At 72.8% G+C, this 21,068-nt stretch carries 18 protein-coding genes; 9 read left to right on the forward strand and 9 right to left on the reverse strand.

Annotation, left to right across the window (positions count from 1 at the left end; translation table 11 throughout):
* Positions 1 to 301 precede the first annotated feature (301 nt).
* Positions 302 to 2,395 carry an anthranilate synthase family protein gene (locus tag EDD34_RS16340; RefSeq protein WP_123815504.1) on the forward strand — a complete coding sequence of 698 codons (2,094 nt, stop codon included), beginning with the start codon at positions 302 to 304 and terminating at the stop codon, positions 2,393 to 2,395.
* 80 nt (positions 2,396 to 2,475) lie between these two features.
* Here the strand turns inward: EDD34_RS16340 and EDD34_RS16345 are convergent, their stop codons facing one another.
* Positions 2,476 to 4,056 (reverse strand): vWA domain-containing protein, encoded by a 1,581-nt coding sequence (locus EDD34_RS16345; RefSeq protein ID WP_123815505.1) that lies wholly within the window; start codon positions 4,054 to 4,056, stop codon positions 2,476 to 2,478.
* A gap of 134 nt (positions 4,057 to 4,190) precedes the next feature.
* Complete coding sequence (locus EDD34_RS16350) at positions 4,191 to 4,844, reverse strand: hypothetical protein (RefSeq protein ID WP_123815506.1); 654 nt, start codon at positions 4,842 to 4,844, stop codon at positions 4,191 to 4,193.
* A gap of 371 nt (positions 4,845 to 5,215) precedes the next feature.
* Between EDD34_RS16350 and EDD34_RS16355 the strand changes: the two genes are divergently transcribed.
* Both EDD34_RS16355 and EDD34_RS16360 read left to right on the forward strand, forming a co-directional pair.
* Complete coding sequence (locus EDD34_RS16355; protein ID WP_123815507.1) at positions 5,216 to 6,334, forward strand: SPFH domain-containing protein; 1,119 nt, start codon at positions 5,216 to 5,218, stop codon at positions 6,332 to 6,334.
* 14 nt (positions 6,335 to 6,348) lie between these two features.
* Positions 6,349 to 7,443 carry a TFIIB-type zinc ribbon-containing protein gene (locus tag EDD34_RS16360; protein ID WP_123815508.1) on the forward strand — a complete coding sequence of 365 codons (1,095 nt, stop codon included), beginning with the start codon at positions 6,349 to 6,351 and terminating at the stop codon, positions 7,441 to 7,443.
* Between the two features lie 175 nt (positions 7,444 to 7,618).
* Here EDD34_RS16360 and EDD34_RS16365 read toward each other — a convergent pair whose 3' ends face one another.
* Positions 7,619 to 8,725, reverse strand: coding sequence for a sugar kinase (locus tag EDD34_RS16365; RefSeq protein ID WP_123815509.1), 1,107 nt, complete (start codon positions 8,723 to 8,725; stop codon positions 7,619 to 7,621).
* Positions 8,726 to 8,780: 55 nt separating this feature from the next.
* Complete coding sequence (gene eda, locus EDD34_RS16370) at positions 8,781 to 9,476, reverse strand: bifunctional 4-hydroxy-2-oxoglutarate aldolase/2-dehydro-3-deoxy-phosphogluconate aldolase (protein WP_246012521.1); 696 nt, start codon at positions 9,474 to 9,476, stop codon at positions 8,781 to 8,783.
* A gap of 204 nt (positions 9,477 to 9,680) precedes the next feature.
* On the opposite strand from eda, the gene EDD34_RS16375 reads away from it, so the two are divergent.
* The 3 genes from EDD34_RS16375 (at position 9,681) to moaA (ending at position 12,986) form a co-directional block, all read left to right on the forward strand.
* Complete coding sequence (locus EDD34_RS16375; protein ID WP_211341617.1) at positions 9,681 to 11,327, forward strand: family 10 glycosylhydrolase; 1,647 nt, start codon at positions 9,681 to 9,683, stop codon at positions 11,325 to 11,327.
* 116 nt (positions 11,328 to 11,443) lie between these two features.
* The gene (locus tag EDD34_RS16380) at positions 11,444 to 11,827 is read left to right on the forward strand and encodes a universal stress protein (protein WP_123815510.1); all 384 of its coding nucleotides are present in this window, start codon (positions 11,444 to 11,446) and stop codon (positions 11,825 to 11,827) included.
* A 52-nt stretch (positions 11,828 to 11,879) separates the two neighbouring features.
* Positions 11,880 to 12,986 (forward strand): GTP 3',8-cyclase MoaA, encoded by a 1,107-nt coding sequence (moaA, locus tag EDD34_RS16385; protein ID WP_123815511.1) that lies wholly within the window; start codon positions 11,880 to 11,882, stop codon positions 12,984 to 12,986.
* Positions 12,987 to 13,034: 48 nt separating this feature from the next.
* Here the strand turns inward: moaA and EDD34_RS16390 are convergent, their stop codons facing one another.
* Positions 13,035 to 13,454 carry a molybdenum cofactor biosynthesis protein MoaE gene (locus tag EDD34_RS16390; protein WP_123815512.1) on the reverse strand — a complete coding sequence of 140 codons (420 nt, stop codon included), beginning with the start codon at positions 13,452 to 13,454 and terminating at the stop codon, positions 13,035 to 13,037.
* 192 nt (positions 13,455 to 13,646) lie between these two features.
* On the opposite strand from EDD34_RS16390, the gene EDD34_RS16395 reads away from it, so the two are divergent.
* Complete coding sequence (locus EDD34_RS16395) at positions 13,647 to 14,420, forward strand: DUF899 family protein (RefSeq protein ID WP_123815513.1); 774 nt, start codon at positions 13,647 to 13,649, stop codon at positions 14,418 to 14,420.
* A gap of 40 nt (positions 14,421 to 14,460) precedes the next feature.
* Here the strand turns inward: EDD34_RS16395 and EDD34_RS16400 are convergent, their stop codons facing one another.
* Positions 14,461 to 15,801, reverse strand: coding sequence for a molybdopterin molybdotransferase MoeA (locus tag EDD34_RS16400; protein WP_246012522.1), 1,341 nt, complete (start codon positions 15,799 to 15,801; stop codon positions 14,461 to 14,463).
* A 154-nt stretch (positions 15,802 to 15,955) separates the two neighbouring features.
* On the opposite strand from EDD34_RS16400, the gene EDD34_RS16405 reads away from it, so the two are divergent.
* Complete coding sequence (locus tag EDD34_RS16405) at positions 15,956 to 17,041, forward strand: glycosyltransferase family 4 protein (protein WP_123815515.1); 1,086 nt, start codon at positions 15,956 to 15,958, stop codon at positions 17,039 to 17,041.
* Between the two features lie 94 nt (positions 17,042 to 17,135).
* On the opposite strand, the gene EDD34_RS16410 is transcribed toward EDD34_RS16405, so the two are convergent.
* The 3 genes from EDD34_RS16410 to EDD34_RS16420 all read right to left on the reverse strand — a co-directional run bounded on the left by EDD34_RS16410 (position 17,136) and on the right by EDD34_RS16420 (position 19,965).
* Complete coding sequence (locus EDD34_RS16410) at positions 17,136 to 17,645, reverse strand: dsRBD fold-containing protein (protein ID WP_123815516.1); 510 nt, start codon at positions 17,643 to 17,645, stop codon at positions 17,136 to 17,138.
* Positions 17,646 to 17,710: 65 nt separating this feature from the next.
* Positions 17,711 to 18,907 carry a glycosyltransferase gene (locus EDD34_RS16415; protein WP_123816612.1) on the reverse strand — a complete coding sequence of 399 codons (1,197 nt, stop codon included), beginning with the start codon at positions 18,905 to 18,907 and terminating at the stop codon, positions 17,711 to 17,713.
* Positions 18,908 to 19,017: 110 nt separating this feature from the next.
* Entirely contained in the window at positions 19,018 to 19,965 is a 948-nt protein-coding gene (locus EDD34_RS16420; protein ID WP_123815517.1) for a DMT family protein, read from the reverse strand.
* 147 nt (positions 19,966 to 20,112) lie between these two features.
* Between EDD34_RS16420 and EDD34_RS16425 the strand changes: the two genes are divergently transcribed.
* A complete protein-coding gene (locus tag EDD34_RS16425) occupies positions 20,113 to 21,054 on the forward strand; it encodes an alpha/beta fold hydrolase (RefSeq protein WP_123815518.1) in 942 nt (313 codons plus the stop codon).
* Positions 21,055 to 21,068: the final 14 nt, after the last annotated feature.

The following is a 21,068-nucleotide window of genomic DNA, read 5'->3' on the forward strand; positions in this document are numbered from 1 at the left end:
GGGAGCCGCCCTCATCTCAGGGCGCCGGCGCGGAGCCGCCGTCGGACGCGCCACGCCGTCCCGCACCTCGCCGAGCACCCCGTCTCGCGCATCGGACTCCCTGTGGACATCTCGCCCCGCACACGGCTACCGTTCCCGCCATGACGTCGCACCTGACCTGCCGGAACTGGCGGCCCGCCGAATAGGCGGGCTCGCGACGTCACGATCCACGTCCACGACCGCCTCGCTCCCGGGGCGGTCGTTTCGTGTTCCCACGAGACTCTCGGTCCGGGACGAGCACCCCGAGACCGAGAGGCCACACATGTCCCGCATCCGTCCCTCCGCCGCCGTCACCCGATATCCGCTCCTCGCCCAGGTCCTCACCTCCGACGGGGCGCTCCCCTTCGCGCTCCTGCGCCGTCACGGCGGCACCGAGGTCGAGGTCCTGGTCGGTGACGTGGTCGACGCCGGCCTCCTTCGTGACATCCCGCTCGACGGCGCGCCCGTGCTCGCCGTGGTCCCGTTCCGGCAGGCCCGCGAGCGCGGATTCACCGTGCGCGACGACGACGCCCCGCTGCGCTGCCTGGTCGTCCGCGCGTCGGAGCGGGTCCCCCTGTCCGACGCCGTCGCCGCCCTTCCCCCCGAACCCGTGCCCGCCGAACCGCTCGGTTTCGACGTCCCGGACGCCGAGTACGCGGACACGGTGCGCCGAGTGATCGACGACGAGATCGGACAGGGCGCAGGCGCCAACTTCGTGGTGATGCGCCGCTTCGAGGCCCGCACCGACGCGGCGCCCGTCACCGCCCTGGCCTCGTGGTTCCGCGCGCTGCTCACGCACGAGGTCGGCTCGTACTGGACATTCGCGGTGCATGCTCCCGCGCCCGCGACGGACGCGGCGCGGCCCGCGGCCGGGACGCTGTCCCTGGCGGGCGCCACACCCGAGCGGCACCTGACCGTGCACGACGGCGTGGCCCGTATGAACCCGATCAGCGGCACCTACCGGCACCCCGTGACCGGCCCGACGCGCGACGGCGTCCTCGATTTCCTGCGCGACACCAAGGAGAACGAGGAGCTCTTCATGGTCGTCGACGAGGAGATGAAGATGATGAGCGCGCTCTGCCCGGACGGCGGGCGCATCGTCGGCCCGTACCTCAAGCAGATGGCCCGCCTCAGCCACACCGAGTACCTGCTGGAGGGCCGCACCGCCCTCGACCCGCGCGAGGCGCTGCGTCTGACGATGTTCGCGCCCACCGTGACCGGGTCGCCGATGGAGAACGCCTGCACCGTCATCACCCGTCACGAGAGCCGCCCCCGTGGCTACTACTCGGGATGTCTCGCCCTCTTCGAGCCGGACGCCTCGGAACAGGGCCCGTCCGAGCCGCACGACGCCGGCGTCCCCGACGCCGAGCCCGCTCCGCACGGCGCCGCCGGCTACTCGCTCGACGCCCCGATCCTCATCCGCACTGCCTACCTGTCCGACGGCGGCCGGGTGTCCGTCCCGGCCGGGGCCACCCTCGTGCGCCACTCCGTTCCGGAGCACGAGGTGGCGGAAACCCACGCCAAGGCGTCGGGCGTGCTGGCGTCGCTCGGGCTGGTACCGCGCGGAGCCGGGCCCGGCTCCGTCGTCGACCTGAACGCGCAGCCCGGGGTCTCCGAGGCGCTGACGGCCCGCAATCGCCAGCTCGCCGAGTTCTGGGTGCGGCCGCAGGACGCCGCGGACGCCGCGACGACGCCGGAGCCGACCGCCGCGGCCGGGAGCTCCGGCGCCCCGCTCGACCCGGTCGAGACGTCACCCCTGACCGGGCGGAACGTGCTCGTCGTCGACCACGAGGACCAGTTCACGACCATGCTCGCCCACCAGTTCCGCCACCTGGGGATGAACGCCCGCGTGGTGCGGTGGGACGCCGTGGGCGACGTGCTCGCGGACGATCTGGTCGTGCTCGGCCCGGGGCCGGGAGACCCGCGCGACACCGAGGATCCTCGGATCGCCGCCATCACCCGGCGGATCCATGAGCGCGTCACGGGGGGCCGGCCGCTGCTCGCCGTCTGCCTCAGCCACCAGGTGCTCGCCGGCCTCGCGGGTTTCCCGATCCGCCCGCTGCCCGCGCCGCGCCAGGGCGTGCGGCTCGACTCCGACGTGTTCGGCACCACGGCCGCCGTCGGCTACTACAACACCTTCGGCGCGCAGCTCGCCACCCTCGACGCGGCCGACGCCGACAGCCCCGTGGCCCGGCTCGCCCTCGAACCGTCCGCCGACGCGAACGGCGTCCTCACCGCCTTGCGCGGGCCCGGGGTGGCCTCGGTCCAGGGACACCTGGAGTCGGTGCTCTCGGCCGACGGCGTCACCGTCCTGGAAACCCTCACCCGTCACGTTCTCGACGCGGGTGTCCCGGCGGCGCCGTCCGCAGCGCGCTGACCGCACCGAGCACCCTGCCGCAAGCGCCCCATCAGCAGGTGGGGCGCTTGCGGGCGGGCGGGCGCCGGCGCGGGCGACGGTCAGGCGGCCAGCTCGCGGTACCGGTCCAGCAGGGCGACGAACTCGGCCCGGAGGCCGTAGGGGTCCGCCCCGAGGGCCGCGGCCGCACGCGACCGGGCGGACTCCAGGCTCGCGTCGGCCGCGTACTGCGATCCACGGGCGACGAGTCCGGCCTCGACCACGGCCGACGCGAACCGGAAGTCGGTGGACGGTGTCTCCGTGAGCGCGCCGGCCTCCACCGGGTACTCCCGCTCCGCGCTCTCCGACCCGCCCGGTTCCTTCCAGCGCACGTGCACCGTCATGAAGTCGTCCGAGCCCGACGCGCGGGAGTCCTGGTACTTCAGCCCGTTGTCGGCGGCGGCGCCGGACGCGGGAACGATCTCGTAGAAGGCGGTCACCGCGTGCCCGGCGCCGACATCGCCGGCGTCCTTGGTGTCGTCGTCGAACTCCTCGTCCTCCAGGCGGCGGTTGTCGTAGCCGATCAGCCGGTACTCGGACACCACCGCCGGGTTGAGCTCCACCTGCAGCTTCAGGTCCTGGGCGACCACGTACATGGTCGAGTCGAACTCGTCCACGAGCACCTTGCGCGCCTCGTCGACGGTGTCGATGTAGGCGTAGTTGCCGTTCCCGTGATCGGCGATCGCCTCCATCGTGGCGTCCTTGAGGTTGTACGTCCCGAAGCCGAGCACCGAGATGTACACACCCGACTCGCGCGCGTCCTCGACCTGCTCCGTGAGTTGCTCCGGGGTCGACGGCCCCACGTTGAAGTCGCCGTCGGTCGCCAGGACCACCCGGTTGTTGCCGCCCTCGACGAAGTTCTTCCGCGCAAGCTCGTAGGCGGTCTCCAGGCCGGCGGCGCCTCCGGTGGAACCGCCCGCGGTCAGCGACTCCAGGGCGTCGGTGATCACGCCGTCCTCGGACCCGGGAACCGAGTCGAGGAGCACCCGGTCGTCGCCCGCGTAGGTGACGACCGAGACCACGTCGTCCTCCCCGAGGTTCGACGCGAGCAGGGAGAACGACTCGGCCAGCAGCGGGAGTTTGTTCGGCTCGTCCATCGAGCCGGACACGTCCAGCAGGAAGACGATGTTGTTGCCCTCGTGCGTCGGCACGGCCTCGGTCGCCTGCACGCCGATCATCGCCAGGTGGTGCTCGGGCGCCCATGGCGCCGGGGCCACCTCCGCCGTCACCGCGAACGGCTCGTCGTCCTCCCGGCCGGGCGCGGGGTGGTCGTAGTCGAAATAGTTGACAAGCTCCTCGATGCGCACGCCCTCGGGCGCCTGCCCCTGCGTGATCTGGCGGCGCAGGTTGCTGTACGACGCCGTGTCGACGTCGGCGGAGAAAGTCGACAACGGGCTCGTGGCGACGTCCTGGAACGGTTGTTCCGCGGCGTCGGCGTACTCCTCCTGGGACTCGGTCGGCGCGATGCGCCGGGTGTCCGGCGCGGAGTCCTCGGCGTACATCTGGGCGTCGGCGGGGGCCGGTGCGCCCTGGCCGCCGTCGAACGCGCTGTCCGCGTCACTGCCGCAGGCGGTCAGGGACAGTGCGACGACGGCGGTCGTGGCGAGCGCGGCGACCGCCTGGCGACGGGTGGTACGGGGCATGACGCTTTCCTCTCGTCCGGAGAGCTGGGCACGGGACCCGGTGTCCGGACGTTGTCAGCGGCCTCACCAGCACGAACCGGTCATGGTCCCGTACCTTCTGTGTCGCTGCCTCCGACGGCGTTGCACCTGCCGGGTCACGGTCGCGCAACGGCGGTGAGGACGCTCGCGCCCTCCTCGTCAGCCGGCGCGTGGTGCATCTCCGACGGGAGGTCGCCGCGGCTGACCAGGACGAGGTCGACGGCGGTCCGCAGGTCCGTGGTCGCGAGCGCGAGCGCCTGCTGCATGAGCCCTGCCTGCTCCACCAGCATCTCGGCCTGCGGCACGGTGGCGGGCTCCTGCGTCGTGACCCGCTGGCCGACGACGCCTTCCGCGGACCGGATCGCGGCGTCGAGTGTGGCACGGGCTTCGGGATCGGCGTCCGACGAGGCAGCCCGGACGTTCCGGGCCACGACGATGACCGTGGCCAGGCGCTCCGCCGTCGCCCGGCCCGCGACGACCCGCTCGTCGATCCGCGCGTTCAGGGTCTCGAGGCGATCGGTGGTGTCCGCCCGTGCCTGGCTCACCCAGCCGACGAGCAGGGCCGTCAGAATCGCGAGGACCGTGGCACCGGCGGCGCAGCGCCTCAGCAGCCGGCCGCGGGCCGTGCCGTCCTCTCCGGCGGCCACCGCGTCACCGGATCCGGTGCGAGCGGCGTCGCTCGTGTCGACGCGAACGGAAATCGTTCCGGTCCTGTCCGGCTCCAGAGGTCCGGTCGTGTCCGGCTCCAGAACGGTGGCCTGCGTAGTCATCCTTCTCCCCCTGAGAACGTAACCAACGGCGAACGGTGCGCTCACGGCCCCGCCTCCTTGACATGACGCCCCTGGTTGTGCCACGTGGCGGGCCGATTCCATGAGAGTAGGGCGGCCGGAGGCGCCCCGCGCGCCCAGACCGTGATCTGTGGAGAACGGCTCATCACAACCGTGAAAATGCCACCTGACCTCGTGAAACGACTTTACCCAGCCGCCCGTTCGGCGGTCTTCTCAGCCACGATCAGGCGATGCGTCGGGCGGGCCGGCGCGACGTACGGCTGCCCGACAGGTTCATTTCCTTGCAGCGATCGGCCCGGGCCGATTGGATGGGCGTCGGCCCCGTCGCCTCGGGGCGGAAAGGAACCCCCCGAATGAGCCTGCTGGACAAGTTCAAGGACGAGTTCGTCGACATCGTCGAATGGACCGACGACACCCGCGACACCATCGTGTGGCGCTTCCCCCGGCACGACAACGAGATCAAGAACGGGGCGCGGCTGACGGTCCGGGAGTCCCAGACAGCGGTGTTCGTCAACGAGGGGCAGATCGCCGACGTCTTCGGCCCCGGCATGTACTCCCTGGAGACCGCGAACCTGCCGGTCCTGAGCACCCTCAAGGGGTGGAAGTACGGGTTCGAGTCACCGTTCAAGGCCGAGGTGTACTTCGTCAGCACCCGGCAGTTCACGGACCTCAAGTGGGGCACCAAGAACCCCGTGATCATGCGCGACGCCGAGTTCGGCGCCGTGCGGCTGCGCGCCTTCGGGGCCTTCGCCGCCCGCGTCACCGACCCGAAGCTCCTGCTGCGCGAACTCGTCGGCACCGACCCCCAGTTCCGCACCGACGAGGTGCACGAATATCTGCGCCAGAACATCGTGAGCCGCCTCGGAACCGCACTGGCCAAGGCGAACGTCCCCGTTCTGGACCTGGCCGCGCACCAGGGCGAACTCGGCGACAGCCTCGCCGTGACACTCACCGGCGAGCTCGAACCGGACCTCGGCATCGCCGTCCCGAAGTTCGTCATCGAGAACATCTCCCTGCCGCCGGAGGTCGAGGAGAAGCTCGACAAGCGCACGTCGATGGGGATCGTCGGCAACCTCGACCAGTACACGAAGTTCCAGGCCGCCGAGGCCCTCGAAGCCGCCGCCGAGAACCCGGGCAGCGGCGCCGCCACCGTCGTCGGGATGGGGCTGGGCCAGGCCGCCGGGAACATCGTCGGCGGAGCGACCGCACCCGCCGCCCAACCGCCCGCGCAGGCCGGTGCCGCCACGCCGCCGCCGCTGCCGGGCGGCCCGCAGTGGTTCCTCGGCGTGAACGGGCAGCAGACCGGGCCGCTGGACGACGCCGGACTGGCCGCCCACGTCTCCTCCGGTGCTCTCACGCCCGAGACGCTGGTGTGGAGGAACGGCATGCCGGGCTGGGAACCCGCGTCATCCGTGCCCGACGTCGCCCGCCACCTCGCCAGCACACCCCCGCCGCTGCCGAACCAGGGCTGAGGGTGCCGCCGAGAATGACCGAGACGACCGACAACCCCGCCGCCGCCCACAACGCCTACCCGTGCCGGCAGTGCGGAGCCAGCGTCCGGTACGCGGTCGGAACCCGCACGCTGACCTGCCCCTACTGCGGCCACACCCAGGAGATCGCGGCCGCCGAGCGGGCCGTCCGCGAGCATGACTTCGCGGCGCTCGCCACGTCGGAGCGGGCGCTCCCGCCGGACTCCCACGACTACGAGTGCGGCACGTGCGGAGCCGTCACCACGAGCGACAAGCTGTCGCAGGAGTGCGGCTTCTGCGGGTCACCGATGGTCGCCGAGGTGTCGGCCCTCGGGATCGTCGAGCCGGAGGCGGTGCTGCCGTTCGCCGTCGACCGCCCGGCGATGACCACGGCGCTGAAGCGCTGGGTGAGCACGCGGTGGTTTGCGCCGTCGGCCCTGAAGAAGGTGACCCACGCGGAACGGGCGCACAGCGTCTACCTGCCCCACTGGACGTACGACGCGCAGACGACGACGGACTACTCCGGGCAGCGCGGCGAGCACTACTGGGTGACGGTCACGAGCACCGACTCCGAGGGCAGGACCGTGAGCCGGCAGGAACGCCGCACCCGCTGGTACCCGGCCGGGGGACGCGTCGCACGGTTCTTCGACGACATCCTGGTCACCGGAACCCGCCGCGTCATGCCGGACCATCTCGCCAAGCTCGAACCGTGGCCGCTCGAGCAGGCCGAGGCGTACCGGCCGGACTTCCTCGCCGGGCACGAGACCCTCCGGTACGACGTCGAGCCCGAGGCGGGTCTCGAGGTCGCCAAGCAGAGAATGGCGCGGGTGATCGAGGACGACTGCGAGGCCGACATCGGCGGCGACGAGCAGCGCGTGCACCAGATGGACACCGCCTACGCGGCGGTCACCTTCAAGCTGCTGCTCCTGCCGGTCTGGATCGCGACCTACCTGTACGGCGGCAAGGCCTTCCAGGTCCTGGTCAACGCCCGCACCGGCGAGGTCATCGGCGAACGTCCGTGGTCGGCGTGGAAGATCGCCGGGGCCGTGGCGGCGGCCCTCCTCGCCGTGGGCGTGGTGGCCCTGATGGTCCACCTCAACGGCTCCCCCTGAGCCGCGACGGCCGCGCAGGGCCGCGGCCTGGTCGGCCCGCTGTCGGGTGGTCGGTCCGGTGTCGTTGCGGTCGGCCCCCGAAGGTGCCGATCGCCTTGACATCGGACCGACCACCCCCCGGGCGGCCGACCGCATCCGGGTCCACGGTGAAGAGCGCCGAGGTGGGTGTGGGGTGTCAGCGGTCGACGCGGGCGTTGCCTCCTGCGGCGAGTTTGGCGACTTCGGCGAGGGTGGCGGTGGTGGTGTCCCCGGGGGTGGTCATGGCCAGGGCGCCGTGGGCGGCCCCGTACTCGACGGCCTCGGCCAGAGAGCCCAGTTCCATCAGGCCGTAGGCCAGGCCCGAGGCGAACGAGTCCCCGCCCCCCACCCGGTCCAGGATCTCCAGACCGGGCCGGTGGGTCGCCTCGGCGAACCCTTCGGTGCGTGACCAGGCGATCGCTCCCCAGTCGTTGACCGTGGCGGTCCGCACCCCGCGCAGCGTGGTCGCGATCACCTGGAAGTTGTCGTACTCGCCCGAGGCCCGCTCGATCATGGCCCGGAACGCACCGGTGTCCAGATCAGTCAGGTTCTCCTCGACGCCCTCGACCTCGAACCCGAGCGAGGCCGTGAAGTCCTCCTCGTTCCCGATCATCACATCCACATGCTCCGCCAGGCGCCGGTTGACCTCCCGAGCCCGCTGCACCCCACCGATCCCCTTCCACAACGAGGGCCGGTAGTTCAAGTCGTAGGACACGACCGTGCCGTGCGCCCGCGCCGCCACCATCGCCGCCTCGGCCACGTCCGCCGCCGACTCCGACAACGCCGCGAAGATCCCACCCGTGTGCAGCCACCGCACACCTGAACCGAACAGCGCGTCCCAGTCCACATCCTCAGGCCGCAACTGCGAGACCGCCGTATGACCGCGGTCACTCACCCCCAGCGCCCCACGCACCCCGAAACCCCGCTCGGTGAAGTTCAGACCGTTACGCACCTGCCGGCCGATCCCGTCGAAGTCACGCCACCGCACCCATGACGTGTCCAGGCCGCCGGTGAGCATGAGGTCCTCCACCAGGCGGCCGACGTCGTTGTTCGCGAGCGCGGTCACGATCGCACCGCGCAGACCGAAGCAGCGGCGCAGACCGCGCGCCACGTTGTACTCGCCGCCACCCTCCCAGACGTCGAAGCTGCGGGCGTTGCGCACACGGCGTTCGCCCGGGTCGAGCCGGAGCATGACCTCACCGAGCGCGACGACGTCGTAACGGCACTCGGCGGCGGGACGGACGGACAGGGAAGGGTTGGTCATCGCACATCTCCTTCAAGAAGCCGGGCGGCGCGGACGGACAGGGAGGGACAGGTCATCACACAGCTCCTTCGGGAGGCCCTGCGGCGAGAGACACGGCCTGCGCGGTACGACGGGTGATCTCGGCCAGGTCACCCGCGGCGACGAGCGTCTTGTCCACCATCCACGAGCCGCCCACCGCCAGCACCGACGGCAGACCCAGGTACTCCGGCAGATTCGCCGCACTCACCCCACCGGTCGGCACGAACCGCACCTGTCCGAACGGCCCCGACAACGCCTTGATCGCACCCGGACCACCCACCACACCGGCCGGGAACAACTTGACGGTCGTGATGCCCAGATCGAGCGCGGCCATGATGTCCGACGCCGTCGCCACCCCGGGCAGGATCGGCACACCCGCCTCCTGCGCGGCCCGGACCACCGCTTCGCTCAGACCCGGCGACACCAGGAACGACGCACCCGCCGTGACGGCCTCGTCGACCTGACGAGGACTCACCACCGTGCCCGCCCCGACCAGCATGCCGGGACACTCCGCGGTGATCGCCTCGATCGCCGCCCGCGCACCGGACGTGCGGAACGTGACCTCGGCGACGGGCAGTCCGCCGTCGTCCAACGCCCTCGCCACACCAAGACCTTGCGTGGCGTCGTCGACCACCACCACAGGGACCACCCGGGCACGCTCCAGGCGCTCCAGGACCGACGGCTCCGGGGCGGGGCCTCCGGATTCCACAGGGACCGATGACTTCGCTGACACCGTGTTGCTCCGAACTTCGTCGTTGACGGGTACCGAGTGCAGCCTAGGCGATCATCGACACTTTGGGAATGCGCTTACCGCGAGCCTGTCCCATCCATCCGGCACGCGTCTCGCCTCGCGCCGACGCCTGTCGGTCCGGACACTGGTCAGGTAGGTTCCGAAGGAGCCGGGGCGGTCTCCGGAAGCCCCCGACAGGAGGTACCGATGAAGCGCGTCCTGACAGCAACGATCGCCGGCCTCGCCCTCGCCGCCCCGCTCGCGACCGTCACGCCCGCGGCCCTCGCGCCCGCGACGGCGTCAACCCCCGGCACCTCCGTCGCACCGGCCGACGCCACCGGCGGTCTCCCCCACGACGAGGACGGCTCAGCCATGCCCGAGCAGTGGCGCTCCCTCTGGGTGGACGCCTTCAACGAGGGCGTCTACACGCCCGCCCAGGTCGAGGAGCTGGTGGACGAGGCGGCGGCGATGAACGTCAACGCACTGATCGTGCAGACCGCCCGCCGGTACGACTGCTTCTGCAACCGCGCGCTCTACCCGCGCACGGACGCCGCGATCGACCCCGCGCCCTACGACCCGCTGGACGCGATCATCGAGCGCGCCCACGAGGCCGGGATCGAGGTGCACGCCTGGGTCACCGTGAACACCATGTGGCACGTGCCGGACGGCCCGCCCAGCTCGCCGGACCACATCTACACCACGCACGGGCCCGACGCCGAGGGCCGCGACCGCTGGATCGGCAGGATGGCCGACGGCCGCGAGGTCGTGAACAACCGCGTCTACCTCGACCCCGGCCACCCGGATGCCGCCGACTACGTCGACGCGGCAGTCTCCAGCATCGCGCGCGAGTACGACGTCGACGGCATCAACCTGGACTACATCCGCTACCCGGACCTGAGCTCCACCTCGGCGTACAGCGAGTGGGGCTACAACGACGTCGCCGTGGCCCGCTTCCAGGAGGCGACCGGCCGCACCGACGTGCCGGCGCCGGACGACGAGGAGTGGAGCCAGTGGCGCCGGGACCAGGTCACCGGCCTGGTACGACGCATCTACCTGTCGCTGTGGGAGATCGACCCGTCGCTGCGGCTGTCGATGGACGCGATCACGTACGGCAACGGGCCCGACGCCGTCGGCGGCTGGACGAACACCCGCGCCTACGCGGAGGTGCTGCAGGACTGGGTCGGCTGGCTCGACGAGGGGATCATGGACACGGCGGTGACCATGAACTACAAGCGCGACCACGACCCGGCCCAGGAGGTCATGTTCGACGAGTGGTCCGAGTTCCTCGCCGACCACCAGGCCGGGCGGCAGGCCGTGAACGGCCCGGCGCTGTACCTGAACTCGCTTCCGGGCAGCGTGGCGCAGGCGGAGCAGGCGGTGGCGCCGTCCGAGGCGGGCAACACGGCGGCCGGGTGGAGCGGGTACTCGTACGCGAACCCGAGCCAGGAGGTCGTCGCAGACCCGGCGCTGCGCGACGCCGAGCAGGCGGCGCTGGCCGAGGCCCTGGCCGGGCCCGGCGGGATCTTCGAGGACGACGCCGCGGTTCCGGACATGCCGTGGAAGTCCGCGCCCGACGACGGTCACGTCACCGGGACGCTCACCGCCGGACGCCAGGGCGGGACACCGCTGGACGGGGTGCCCGTGACGCTGCGACCGCTCGGCCCCGGGCCGGCCCACGAGCAGGTGACGGACGGATCGGGATGGTTCGGCTTCGCGCACGTGCCACCGGGCAGGTACCTGGTGTGGGCCGACCTCGGCGACGACGGCGCCACCGGCGGCGGGGAGCTCCGGAACGTGGTCATGGGGATCGTCGGCGTCGCAGAGGGCGAGATCACGGAGGCTCGCTTGCGCTGAGGCACCGACGTGCGTGAGCACGGTCCACGAGCGGCCCGCACCGCCCGGATGTGAGAGAGTTCAACTGCGGTATATCCCCAGCTCCCATGAGCCGCGTCCCGGAGGTGTTCAGAGGAATGACGGTCCTCGTGGCGTACAACGCGTCGCCCCAGGGCGAGTCCGCACTGCGGGCGGCCACCGCCGAGGCGGAACGACGGCGGCAGGACCTGTCCGTCCTGGTCCTGACCCCGCAGGAGAGCCCGGACATCCCGTCTCACCTGGCGCATCTGCTGGACAGCGTCCCGCCGTCGGTCACGGTGAAGCCGGTGGCGTACCGGACGGCGTCCGAAGAGGTCGCGGACTCGATCATCGAGGCCGCCGAGCGCGTCGCGGCGTCGCTCGTGGTGATCGGGGCGCGCAAGCACTCGACGGTCGGCACGTTCCTGGTCGGTTCGACGACGCAGCAGGTGCTCCTGGATTCCCCGGCACCCGTGCTGGTGGTCAAGGCCGGCTACGCCTGACCGGCCTGGAACACCTGGACACGCGGTACGGACAGCCGGTTAGGCTCATGAGATGGCATCCGTCTCGCTCGGAATCCCCACGCTGCGGCGTACACCGCGCCTGGAGGACATGCCGCCCCGCCCCGAGGACACCCGGCTGATCGACCGGTACGGGCGCGTCGCCCGGGACCTGCGCGTGTCCCTCACCACGGCCTGCAACCTGCGCTGCACGTACTGCATGCCCGCCGAGGGACTGCCGGTCATCCCGCGCGACGAACTGCTCACGCCCGCCGAGATCGCGCGCCTGGTCGGGATCGGCGTGGGCATGGGCATCCGCGACGTCCGGTTCACGGGCGGCGAGCCGCTCATGCGACGGGACCTGGAGGAGATCCTCGCGGCGTCACACGAGGCGGCGGACCGGGCGCTGCGGGAGCGGCCGCCGTCGGACATCGTGCGCTTCGCCATCACGACCAACGCCCTGGGCCTGGACAAGCGCGCGGAGGCGCTGGTCGCGGCCGGGCTGGACCGGATCAACGTCAGCCTCGACACGGTGGACCACGCGGCGTTCGCCGCGCTCACCCGCCGTGACCGGCTCGACGACGTGCTCACCGGGATCCGCGGCGCGATCGCCGCCGGGCTGTCTCCGGTGAAGATCAACGCGGTGCTGCTCCCGGAGGTGCTGGACGGCGCACCCGACCTGCTCGCCTGGGCGCTGGAGCACGGCTGCCGGCTGCGCTTCATCGAGGAGATGCCGCTCGACGCGGACGGGAACTGGACCAGGGTCGACGTCGTCTCCGCCGCGGACCTGCTGGAACGGCTCGGCACCCGTTTCACGCTCACGCCGGCGGGCCGCGAGGACCCGTCCGCCCCGGCCGAGGAATGGCTGGTCGACGACGGCCCGGGGACCGTAGGGATCATCGCCTCGGTCACGCGCTCGTTCTGCCGCACCTGCGACCGCACCCGGCTCACGGCCGAGGGAACGGTCCGCTCCTGCCTGTTCGGCAACGAGGAGACGGACCTGCGCGGCCTGCTGCGGTCCGGCGCGTCGGACGAGGAGGTCGCCGACGCCTGGCGCGGGGCGATGTGGGCCAAGCCCCGTGCCCACGGCTCGGACGCCCCGGAGCTGCCCAGCGACGCCTTCGCCGATACGGCACGGTCGATGGGCGCCATCGGCGGCTGACCTCTCCCCAACCGCCCCGCCCCACCCCAATCAGTACCGGCCGAGCACCTACAGCCCGACCCACTCCGACTCCCCGTCGGTGAACTGCTGCTTCTTCCAGATGGGGACCTCGGCCTTGATGCGCTCGACCAGCAGCGAGCATGCCTCGAACGCCTCCTTGCGGTGACCGGCGGAAGCGGCCGCGACGAGCGCGACGTCCCCGACCTCGAGGTGGCCGTACCGGTGCATCGCCGCGACGCGCAGCCCGGTCTCGCCGGCCACGGCCTGGCACACTTTTCTCAGGACGCCGACGGCGTCGGGGTGTGCCTCGTAGTCGAGGCTGGTCACCGAGCGGCCGCCGTCGTCGTCCCGGACGACACCGCGGAACGTCACCACCGCCCCGCACTCGGCGGCGGCGACGGCTCCTTCGACGGCGCGGGTCGCACTCTCGCCGAGGACCGCATCGGTCACTGTGCTCACGTCACTCACGCACCCACCCTATGCACCCGGGTCCCGCGGGCGGCAGCCGTCTCGGAAGGCGGCGGAGGCATGAGGCTGCCGACGCCAGGCGGACGTTCGGCGTCAGCAGCCTCATGGTTCCCCACATGCCGATGAGTCTCGGGTCCGTTCGTCGTCCAATCGAGTGAGCATCCCTTCGATCCGTACCACCTGGAGGACACCATGACCGCCACCCACGAGGCCACCACCCGTCCCGGGCGCCCGCCCGTCGTCGACCGCGCCACCTGGCAGGCCGCCCGTGACGAGCTGCTCGTCCGCGAGAAGGCGCACACCCGCGAGGGCGACGCGATCGCCGCCGCCCGGCGCCGCCTGCCGATGGTGGAGTTCGACGGCGGCACGCCCGTCGTCGGCCCGGACGGACCCGTGCCGTTCACCGACCTGTTCCAGGGCCGCGACGAGCTGCTGGTCTACAAGCACATGTGGCACGACGGCGCCCCGTTCGCGGGCCAGTGCGAGGGCTGCACCGTCGCCGCGTGGCACATGAAGGACGCCGCGTACCTCAACGCCCGGGGCGTCTCGTTCGCCGTCCTGACCGAGGGCGCGTGGGAGGAGGTGCCGCCGTACCTCGACTTCATGGGCTACACCCAGCCCTGGTACTCGGTGCGCGGGCTCGACGAGCCGATCGGCGGCGAGATGGGCCACATCACCTGCTACCTGCGCGACGGCGACCGCACGTTCCTCACCTACGACACCACCGGCCGCGGCACCGAGCAGCTGAGCGGGTCGTTCGCCCTGCTCGACCTCACGGCGTACGGTCGCGGCGAGGCCTGGCAGGACACGCCGGACGGCTGGCCCGAGGGCCACGACCCCTGCTGGTACTGGCGCTCGGACGCCGAGGGCGTCAACGGCTGGGGCCCGGCGAGCCGCCCGGTACCGCAGTGGTCCCGTCCGGGCGTCACCCCGGTCGACCCGACCGCCTCCCACACCCACCACTGACGAGCCGAGCCGTCCGGCGCGCGGAGGTCGGTCCCGCGCGTCACAGCGGCAGGACCGCGACCTCGTCGCCCGCGTTCAGCTCGATGGCGTCGGCCGGGACGTCGATCAGCACGTCGGCCGCTGCCATCGAGGCGACCAGGTGCGATCCCTGCCCGCCGACGACGTCGACCACCGGCGGGGTTCCGCTCCGGGACGGCACCCCGTCCCGAGGTCCCGCCAGGCCGGCCGCCGGCCCGCCGTCGCGCACCCGCCCCCGCAGGAACTGCCGCTTGCCGCCGGGGGACGCGAGACCGCCGTCGGGGATCCCGTCCGGTCCGACGACGGCGCGGCGCTCCTCCGCCGGCGGCAGCCCGGCGGCCCGGCGCAGCACGCCGCGCAGGAACACGACGAACGACACCTGCGTGCTCACCGGGTTCCCCGGGAACGTCAGCACGGGCGTCCCGTCCAGCCGCCCGAACCCCTGGGGCCCGCCCGGCTGCATCGCGACCGGCCGGAAGACGACGTCGGCCAGCACGTCCTTGACCACCTCGTGCGCTCCCTGACTCACGCCGCCCGACGTGATCACCAGGTCCGACGACGACGCCGCCCGGCGCAGCGTCTCGCGCGCGGCGTCCTCGTCGTCGCCCACCCGCTCGGTGGACGCGACCACGGCGCCCGACGCCCGCACCGCGGCCGCGAGCGCCACGGCGTTCGCGTCCCAGATCTGCCCGGGACCGGCGGCCTCGCCGGGCGCGACGAGCTCGCTCCCGGTGGACACGATCGCCACCCGGACCCGCCGTCGGACGAGGAGTTCCCCGATGCCGCAGGCGGCCGCGGCGGCGAGATGGTGCGGCGCGAGGAGGGTGCCGGCGGGCAGGACGAGGTCCCCGGCGCCGACGTCGGACCCGGCTTCCCGCACGAAGTCACCGGCCGCGCGCGGGACGCGGACCCGCACGGTGTCCGACGGCGCCGGCCGGGTCGCGTCGCGGTTGAAGGTGCCCGCGTCCGTGTGCTCCACGGGGACGACGGCGTCCGCCCCGTCGGGTACGGGCGCGCCGGTCATGATCCGCACCGCGGAGCCGGGCGCGAGCGGTTCGGGACGGCCGGGCCGGGCGGCCACCTCGCCGGCCACCGGCAGCACGACGGGTGCGTCGGCGCGGGCCCCGGCGACGTCCGCGGCCCGCACGGCGAACCCGTCCATCTGGGAGTTCCGGAACCGCGGCAGGGGTCCGGGTGCGACGACGTCGTCGGCGAGGACACGGCCGAGCGCCTCGCCGGCGTCCGACCGCTCCACGGACCGCCGCACCGCGCCACCGCCGGTGCGTCCTTGCCCGGGTATCAGCACCGCCAGCAGGTCCTCGACGTCGGCTCGATGCTGCTCCACACTCACCCGGCTGCTCACGCCACGAACGTACCCGACGGGCCGCCGAGCGCGCCCGGAGGTGGGGGGCATCCCCCTGCCCCTCCCGGGGTTCTCCCCCGATCTCACCAGGAGTTTCCCGGGAGTCGCGCCGTGCGCGCCCGCGCGCCCGCCCGCAATGGCTAGGCTCGCGGCGATGGCACGCCAAGAAGAAGACGCGACGCGGGTGCTCGTCGACTGCCGCTACGTGCGGATCGGACGGCACGACGGGATCAGCCGCTACACGGCGGGGATCGTGCGTGAGCTCGCGCGGCTGATGCCCCTGGAACTGCTGATCCACGACGAGCGCCAGCTCGCCCACCTGCCCGACCTGCCGTGGCACCGCATCAGCGCGCCGACGAGCTGGCGGGAGCCGTTCGTCGCGTGGCAGGTGCGGCGGCTGCGGCCGGACGTCGTGTTCAGTCCCATGCAGACCATGGGGTCCTGGGGCCGGAACTACCGGCTGGTCCTCACCCTGCACGACCTCATCTACTACCGGAACCCGATGCCGCCCCGTGACCTGCCCGGGCCCGTCCGGCTCCTGTGGCGGCTGTTCCACCTGGCGTGGTGGCCGCAGCGGGTGCTGTTGAACCGGGCGGACGCCGTGGTCACGGTGTCGGGGACGACGGCGGGCCTCATCGCCGGCAAGCGCCTGACGCGGCGGCCGGTCACGGTGGTGCCGAACGCCGCGGAACCGGTGCCCGAGCAGGAGGCGGGCCTGGAGCGCGAGCCGCGCACCGGCACGCTCGTGTACATGGGCTCGTTCATGCCCTACAAGAACGTCGAGACGCTGGCGCGCGCGGTGGCTCTGCTGCCCGGCCACGAGCTGCATCTGCTGTCCCGCGCCCCGGAGGCCGCCCGCGAACGCCTCACGGCGCTGGCGGGCGCCGGGCGGCTGGTGTTCCACGACGGCGTGTCCGACGAGGAGTACCGGCGCCTGTTGCGGGGCGCGACGGCGCTCGTGTCGGCGTCACGGGACGAGGGGTTCGGGATCCCCCTGGTCGAGGCGATGCTGCTCGGCACCCCGGTGGTGGTGAGCGACATCCCGGTGTTCCGCGAGGTCGCCGGGGAGGCGGGGGCGTTCGTCCCGCCGGACGACGCCGAGGGATTCGCGGCCGAGGTCCGGGCCCTGGACGAGCCGGGCGTCTGGGAGAAGCGCTCGGCGGCCGCCGTGGAGAGAGCGGCTCGCTTCAGCTGGCCGCGTTCGGCGGAGACCCTCGCGGCGCTTCTCCGGTCCGTGTGACGCGGGCCGGCTTCTCGCGGTGCCCAGGCCGTCCAGGCCGGCCGGTTCCGCGTGGACCGCGTGCGCGACGACGGCACGAGGCCGGCGCGGCACGTCAGGCGTGCACGTGCGCCTTGTGGCCCACGGCCGCCGAGACGTCGTTCTCCGCCACCGAGAGCAAGCGGTCCGCGAGCCGCCGCAGCGCACGGGCCGCGGCGATCTCGTCGCCGATCTCAGGTACCTCGGGGTCCTCGGGCGCCTTGCGCGCATGCCCGACGGCGCGTACCTCCGGCAGGCCCCGGACGGTCGCCTCCGCGGTGGTGCTCCCGGACGACTCGTTGAGGGTGATCTCCACCTGCCAGGTGAGGGTGCGGGGACCGGCCGTCTCACCGGCGGCGGCGTCGGTGGCGTTGGCGGCGTCGTCGGCCACGAACACCGGCTCGGCATGATCGACGACGGTGTCGGTGCCGGGGAAGACGAGCGTCTCCTCGCCGTCGTCGGACCAGCGCACGCGGTACGGCGGCGACCCGTCGCCGTGCGGGCACTCGACGACGACGCCGTCCCGCGTGGCGCCTCCGACCACTCCCGAGGCCGTCACGATGCGGTCTCCTACTGCTGCCTTCATGGTTCCTCCTCGTCGAGCGGTCCTCACTTCCATCATGCGCCCGACGAGGCGGTCCCCGCACCCTCTCAGGCGGCGACCGGGACCACGCCCATGGCCTTCTCGTAGAGGGTCTCGAAAACACCCAGGGTGGCGCCCATCGTGTGCGCCTGGATCAGCTCGCGGCTCGCGGCGCCGTACCGTTCGCGGAGGGCGGCGTCGGTGAGCAGCGTCCGCAGGTGACGGGCCAGTTCGTCGATGTCGCCCGGCTGGAACAGCTCGCCGTTGGAGCCGGGGCGCACCAGGTGCGGGAGCGCCATCGCGTCGGCGGCGATCACGGGGAGCCGGGCGGCCATGGCCTCCATCGTGACGAGGCTCTGCAGTTCCGCCACGCCGGGCATGCAGAACAGGTCGGCCGTGGCGTAGGCGGTCAGCAGCTCGTCGTCGGACAGGAAGCCGCGGAACCGGACACGGCCGGCCACGCCGAGGTCGGCGGCGAGCGCCTCCCACGCGGCGCGGCGTTCGCCGTCGCCCACCACGTCGAGGCGTCCGGGCACGTCCGGCGCCAACCGCGCGAACGCGCGGATCAGCTCGTCGACCCGCTTCTCCTGGTCGAGCCGGCCGACGAACAGCACCGTGGGCTCGTACAGCGCGGTCGGGCCGGTGGGCGCGCCGCGGCGGGCGGCGACGGCGTCCCGGGCGCGCTCGTAGGCGTCGGCGTCGATGCCGTTGGAGACGGGGAACGCGCTGGTCAGGCCCGCGCGGCGGCTGATGAGGTCGACGGCGCTCGGGGTGGGCGCGGTGACGGTGTCGGCCTGCGCGTAGACGCGGCCGAGGTCGCGGTACATCCACCCGGCGAACGACTCGTGCATCGAGGCGGGGATGGGCAGGTAGCCCACGATGTTCTCGGGCATGAGGTGGTTGGTCGCCACGAGGGGTACGCCGGTGCGCTTCGCGTGGTTCACGACGGCGCGGCCGAGGGACAGGTGCCCGTTGGTGTGGACGACGTCGGGCCGCACGCGCTCGTACACGTCCCGCACCTCGGACGCCGCCTCCCACGGGAGGCAGACCCGCATCGCGTCGAAGCCCGGCATGCGGTGGGACGAGAGCCGGTGCACGACGACGCCGTCACGCCTCTCGATGCCGGGTTCCCCGAGTGGGGACGGGGCGACGACGTGGACCTCGTGGCCACGGGCCGCGAGTCCGGCGGAGAGGCGGTCGGCGAAGCGTGCCGCGCCGTTGACGTCGGGGGCGAACGTCTCGGCACCGACGAGGATCCGAAGCATGTTCACTGTGGGTTCTCCTGTGGTACAGCCCCGTGCGGGGCATTGACCTGCACTGTCACCTGCACCCGTCTAAGACGGACAGGACGGGCATTTGGTTGTGGACGATTCGATCAAGTTCTGGCAACGGCCGGCTCCCGTTCCGCGCGGGCGGCGACGGCGTCCGGGTGGTGGTGAGCCAGCGTGAGGACGCCGGCGGCCGCCGTCAGCCCCGCGGTGCCGAGCAGCACCCAGGCACCGAGCGGCGTCGCCGACCCCTCACCGAGCAGGACCGCGCCCAGGACGACGGCGACCAGCGGGTCGCCGACGGTCAGGCAGGCGATCACGATCTCCGGCGCCCCGGCGTGGAACGCGTGCTGCACGAGCCAGGCGCCGACGAGGAACGCGACCAGCGCCCCGGCGACGCATCCGAGCACGAAGGGGGACAGGATCCCCTCGCTCGCCGCCGCCTGGGCGGCGACCCGGACGAGCGCGGACAGCAGGCCGTACGCGGCCGCCACCGCCCCGGCGAGGGCGAGGCACCGCAGCGGGCCGCGGCCCGATCGTGCCATCCCGGCGAAGCCGAGCAGCGCGACGATCCCGCCGATGACGACTCCCGCCGTGAGAGTCGCCGTGGCCGACGGCGTGTCAGTGGTCGCCGAGCCCACGGACGCGACGACGAAGACCACGACACCCGCGACGGTCAGCGCCGTACCGACGAGCACGCCCCGCGAGGGCGTCGTGCGGGTCTTCCACGCCGACATCAGCACGGCCAGGGGCACGGCGAGCACGCCGACCGGCTGGACCACTCGCAGCGGCGCGAGCAGCAGTGCCACGGCGTGCACGAGCGAGCCGGCCCCCGCGAGGCCCGCCCCCTGGAGCCAGCGCCGCCGCCGGATGATGGCCAGGAGGTGGCGGCCGTTCAGGTGCCGGGCGCCCGCCGGTGCGACCACCGGCTCCGGGCTGTCGCCGTCCGGCGCGTCGGGGTGCTCGGTGGTGGTCACCGCGTGGTGCTGGAGCACCGACGCCGCCGCGAAGCACACGGCGCCGAGGAGCGTCAGGCCGACGGCGATCAATGTCATGCGCCCATACTGTATGCCCGGAGGCGCCCCATCCATGGGGGTCTCCCCCTATTCATCGGGGGTTCACCCCCAACTTGTCCTGGGGTTGCCCCAAGGCCCCACGCCGCTCACCCCGACCACGTCACGCAGTGGCTAGGCTTCGGCGGGATGGCACACGAATCGCTCCCCTCCCCCTACGCGGCGCTGATCGCCGGAACGCCCGTGACGCGTTCGGCCCTCACGGTCCGCGGCGGCAGGACGCACCTGTGGCGCTACGGGGCCGACGACGCGAGCGAGCACGTCGTACTGCTGCACGGTTTCCGGGGCGACCACCACGGGCTGGAGCCGATCGTGGCCCATCTGCTCCGGGATCGCCCTGATCTCCGGGTCACCGTGCCCGACCTGCCGGGCTTCGGTGCGTCACCGCCGCTGCCGGGCGCACGGCACGACGTCGCCGGCTACGCCGCCTGGGCCCGGGCCCTGCTGCGGAGGCTCGCCCCCGCGGGCGGCGTGACCCTCGCGGGCCACTCGTTCGGCTCGGTCGTCGCGGCGGCGACGATGACGACACCGGGTACCGCGGAACGCCTGGTCCTCGTCAACCCGATCCCGCGACGGCCGCTGAGCGGGCGGGACACGTTCTCCGTGGGCGCGACCGCCGTGCTCCACGCCCTGGCGGGCGCCCTCCCCGAGGAGGCCGGCACAGCGCTGCTGCGCCATCGGGCGCTCACGCGGGTGGCGAGCATCGCCATGGTCCGCACGCCCGACCGCGCTCTGCGCCGCTGGATCCACGAGGAGCACGACCGGTACTTCGCCGGTTTCGCGACACGCGCCTCGCTGCTGGAGGCGTTCCGCGCGTCGGTCACGGCGAGCGTCCGGGACTCGGCCGCCGGGATCGACGTCCCGACGCTGCTGGTCGGAGGCGCGAAGGACGACCTGGCGCGGGTCCCGGACCAGCGGGCCCTGGCGGCGCGGTTCCGCGACGCCCGCCTGCGACTGATCCCGGACGTGGGCCACCTGACCCACTACGAGACCCCGGCCGAGGTCGCCACGGAGATCTCGACGTTCCTCACGACGAACCACCCCCGGGCCACCCCCGCCACGGTCGCCTGACGGCCGGCCGGACG

The sequence above is a fragment of the Myceligenerans xiligouense genome (genome assembly GCF_003814695.1).
Classification (GTDB): Bacteria; Actinomycetota; Actinomycetes; order Actinomycetales; family Cellulomonadaceae; genus Myceligenerans; species Myceligenerans xiligouense.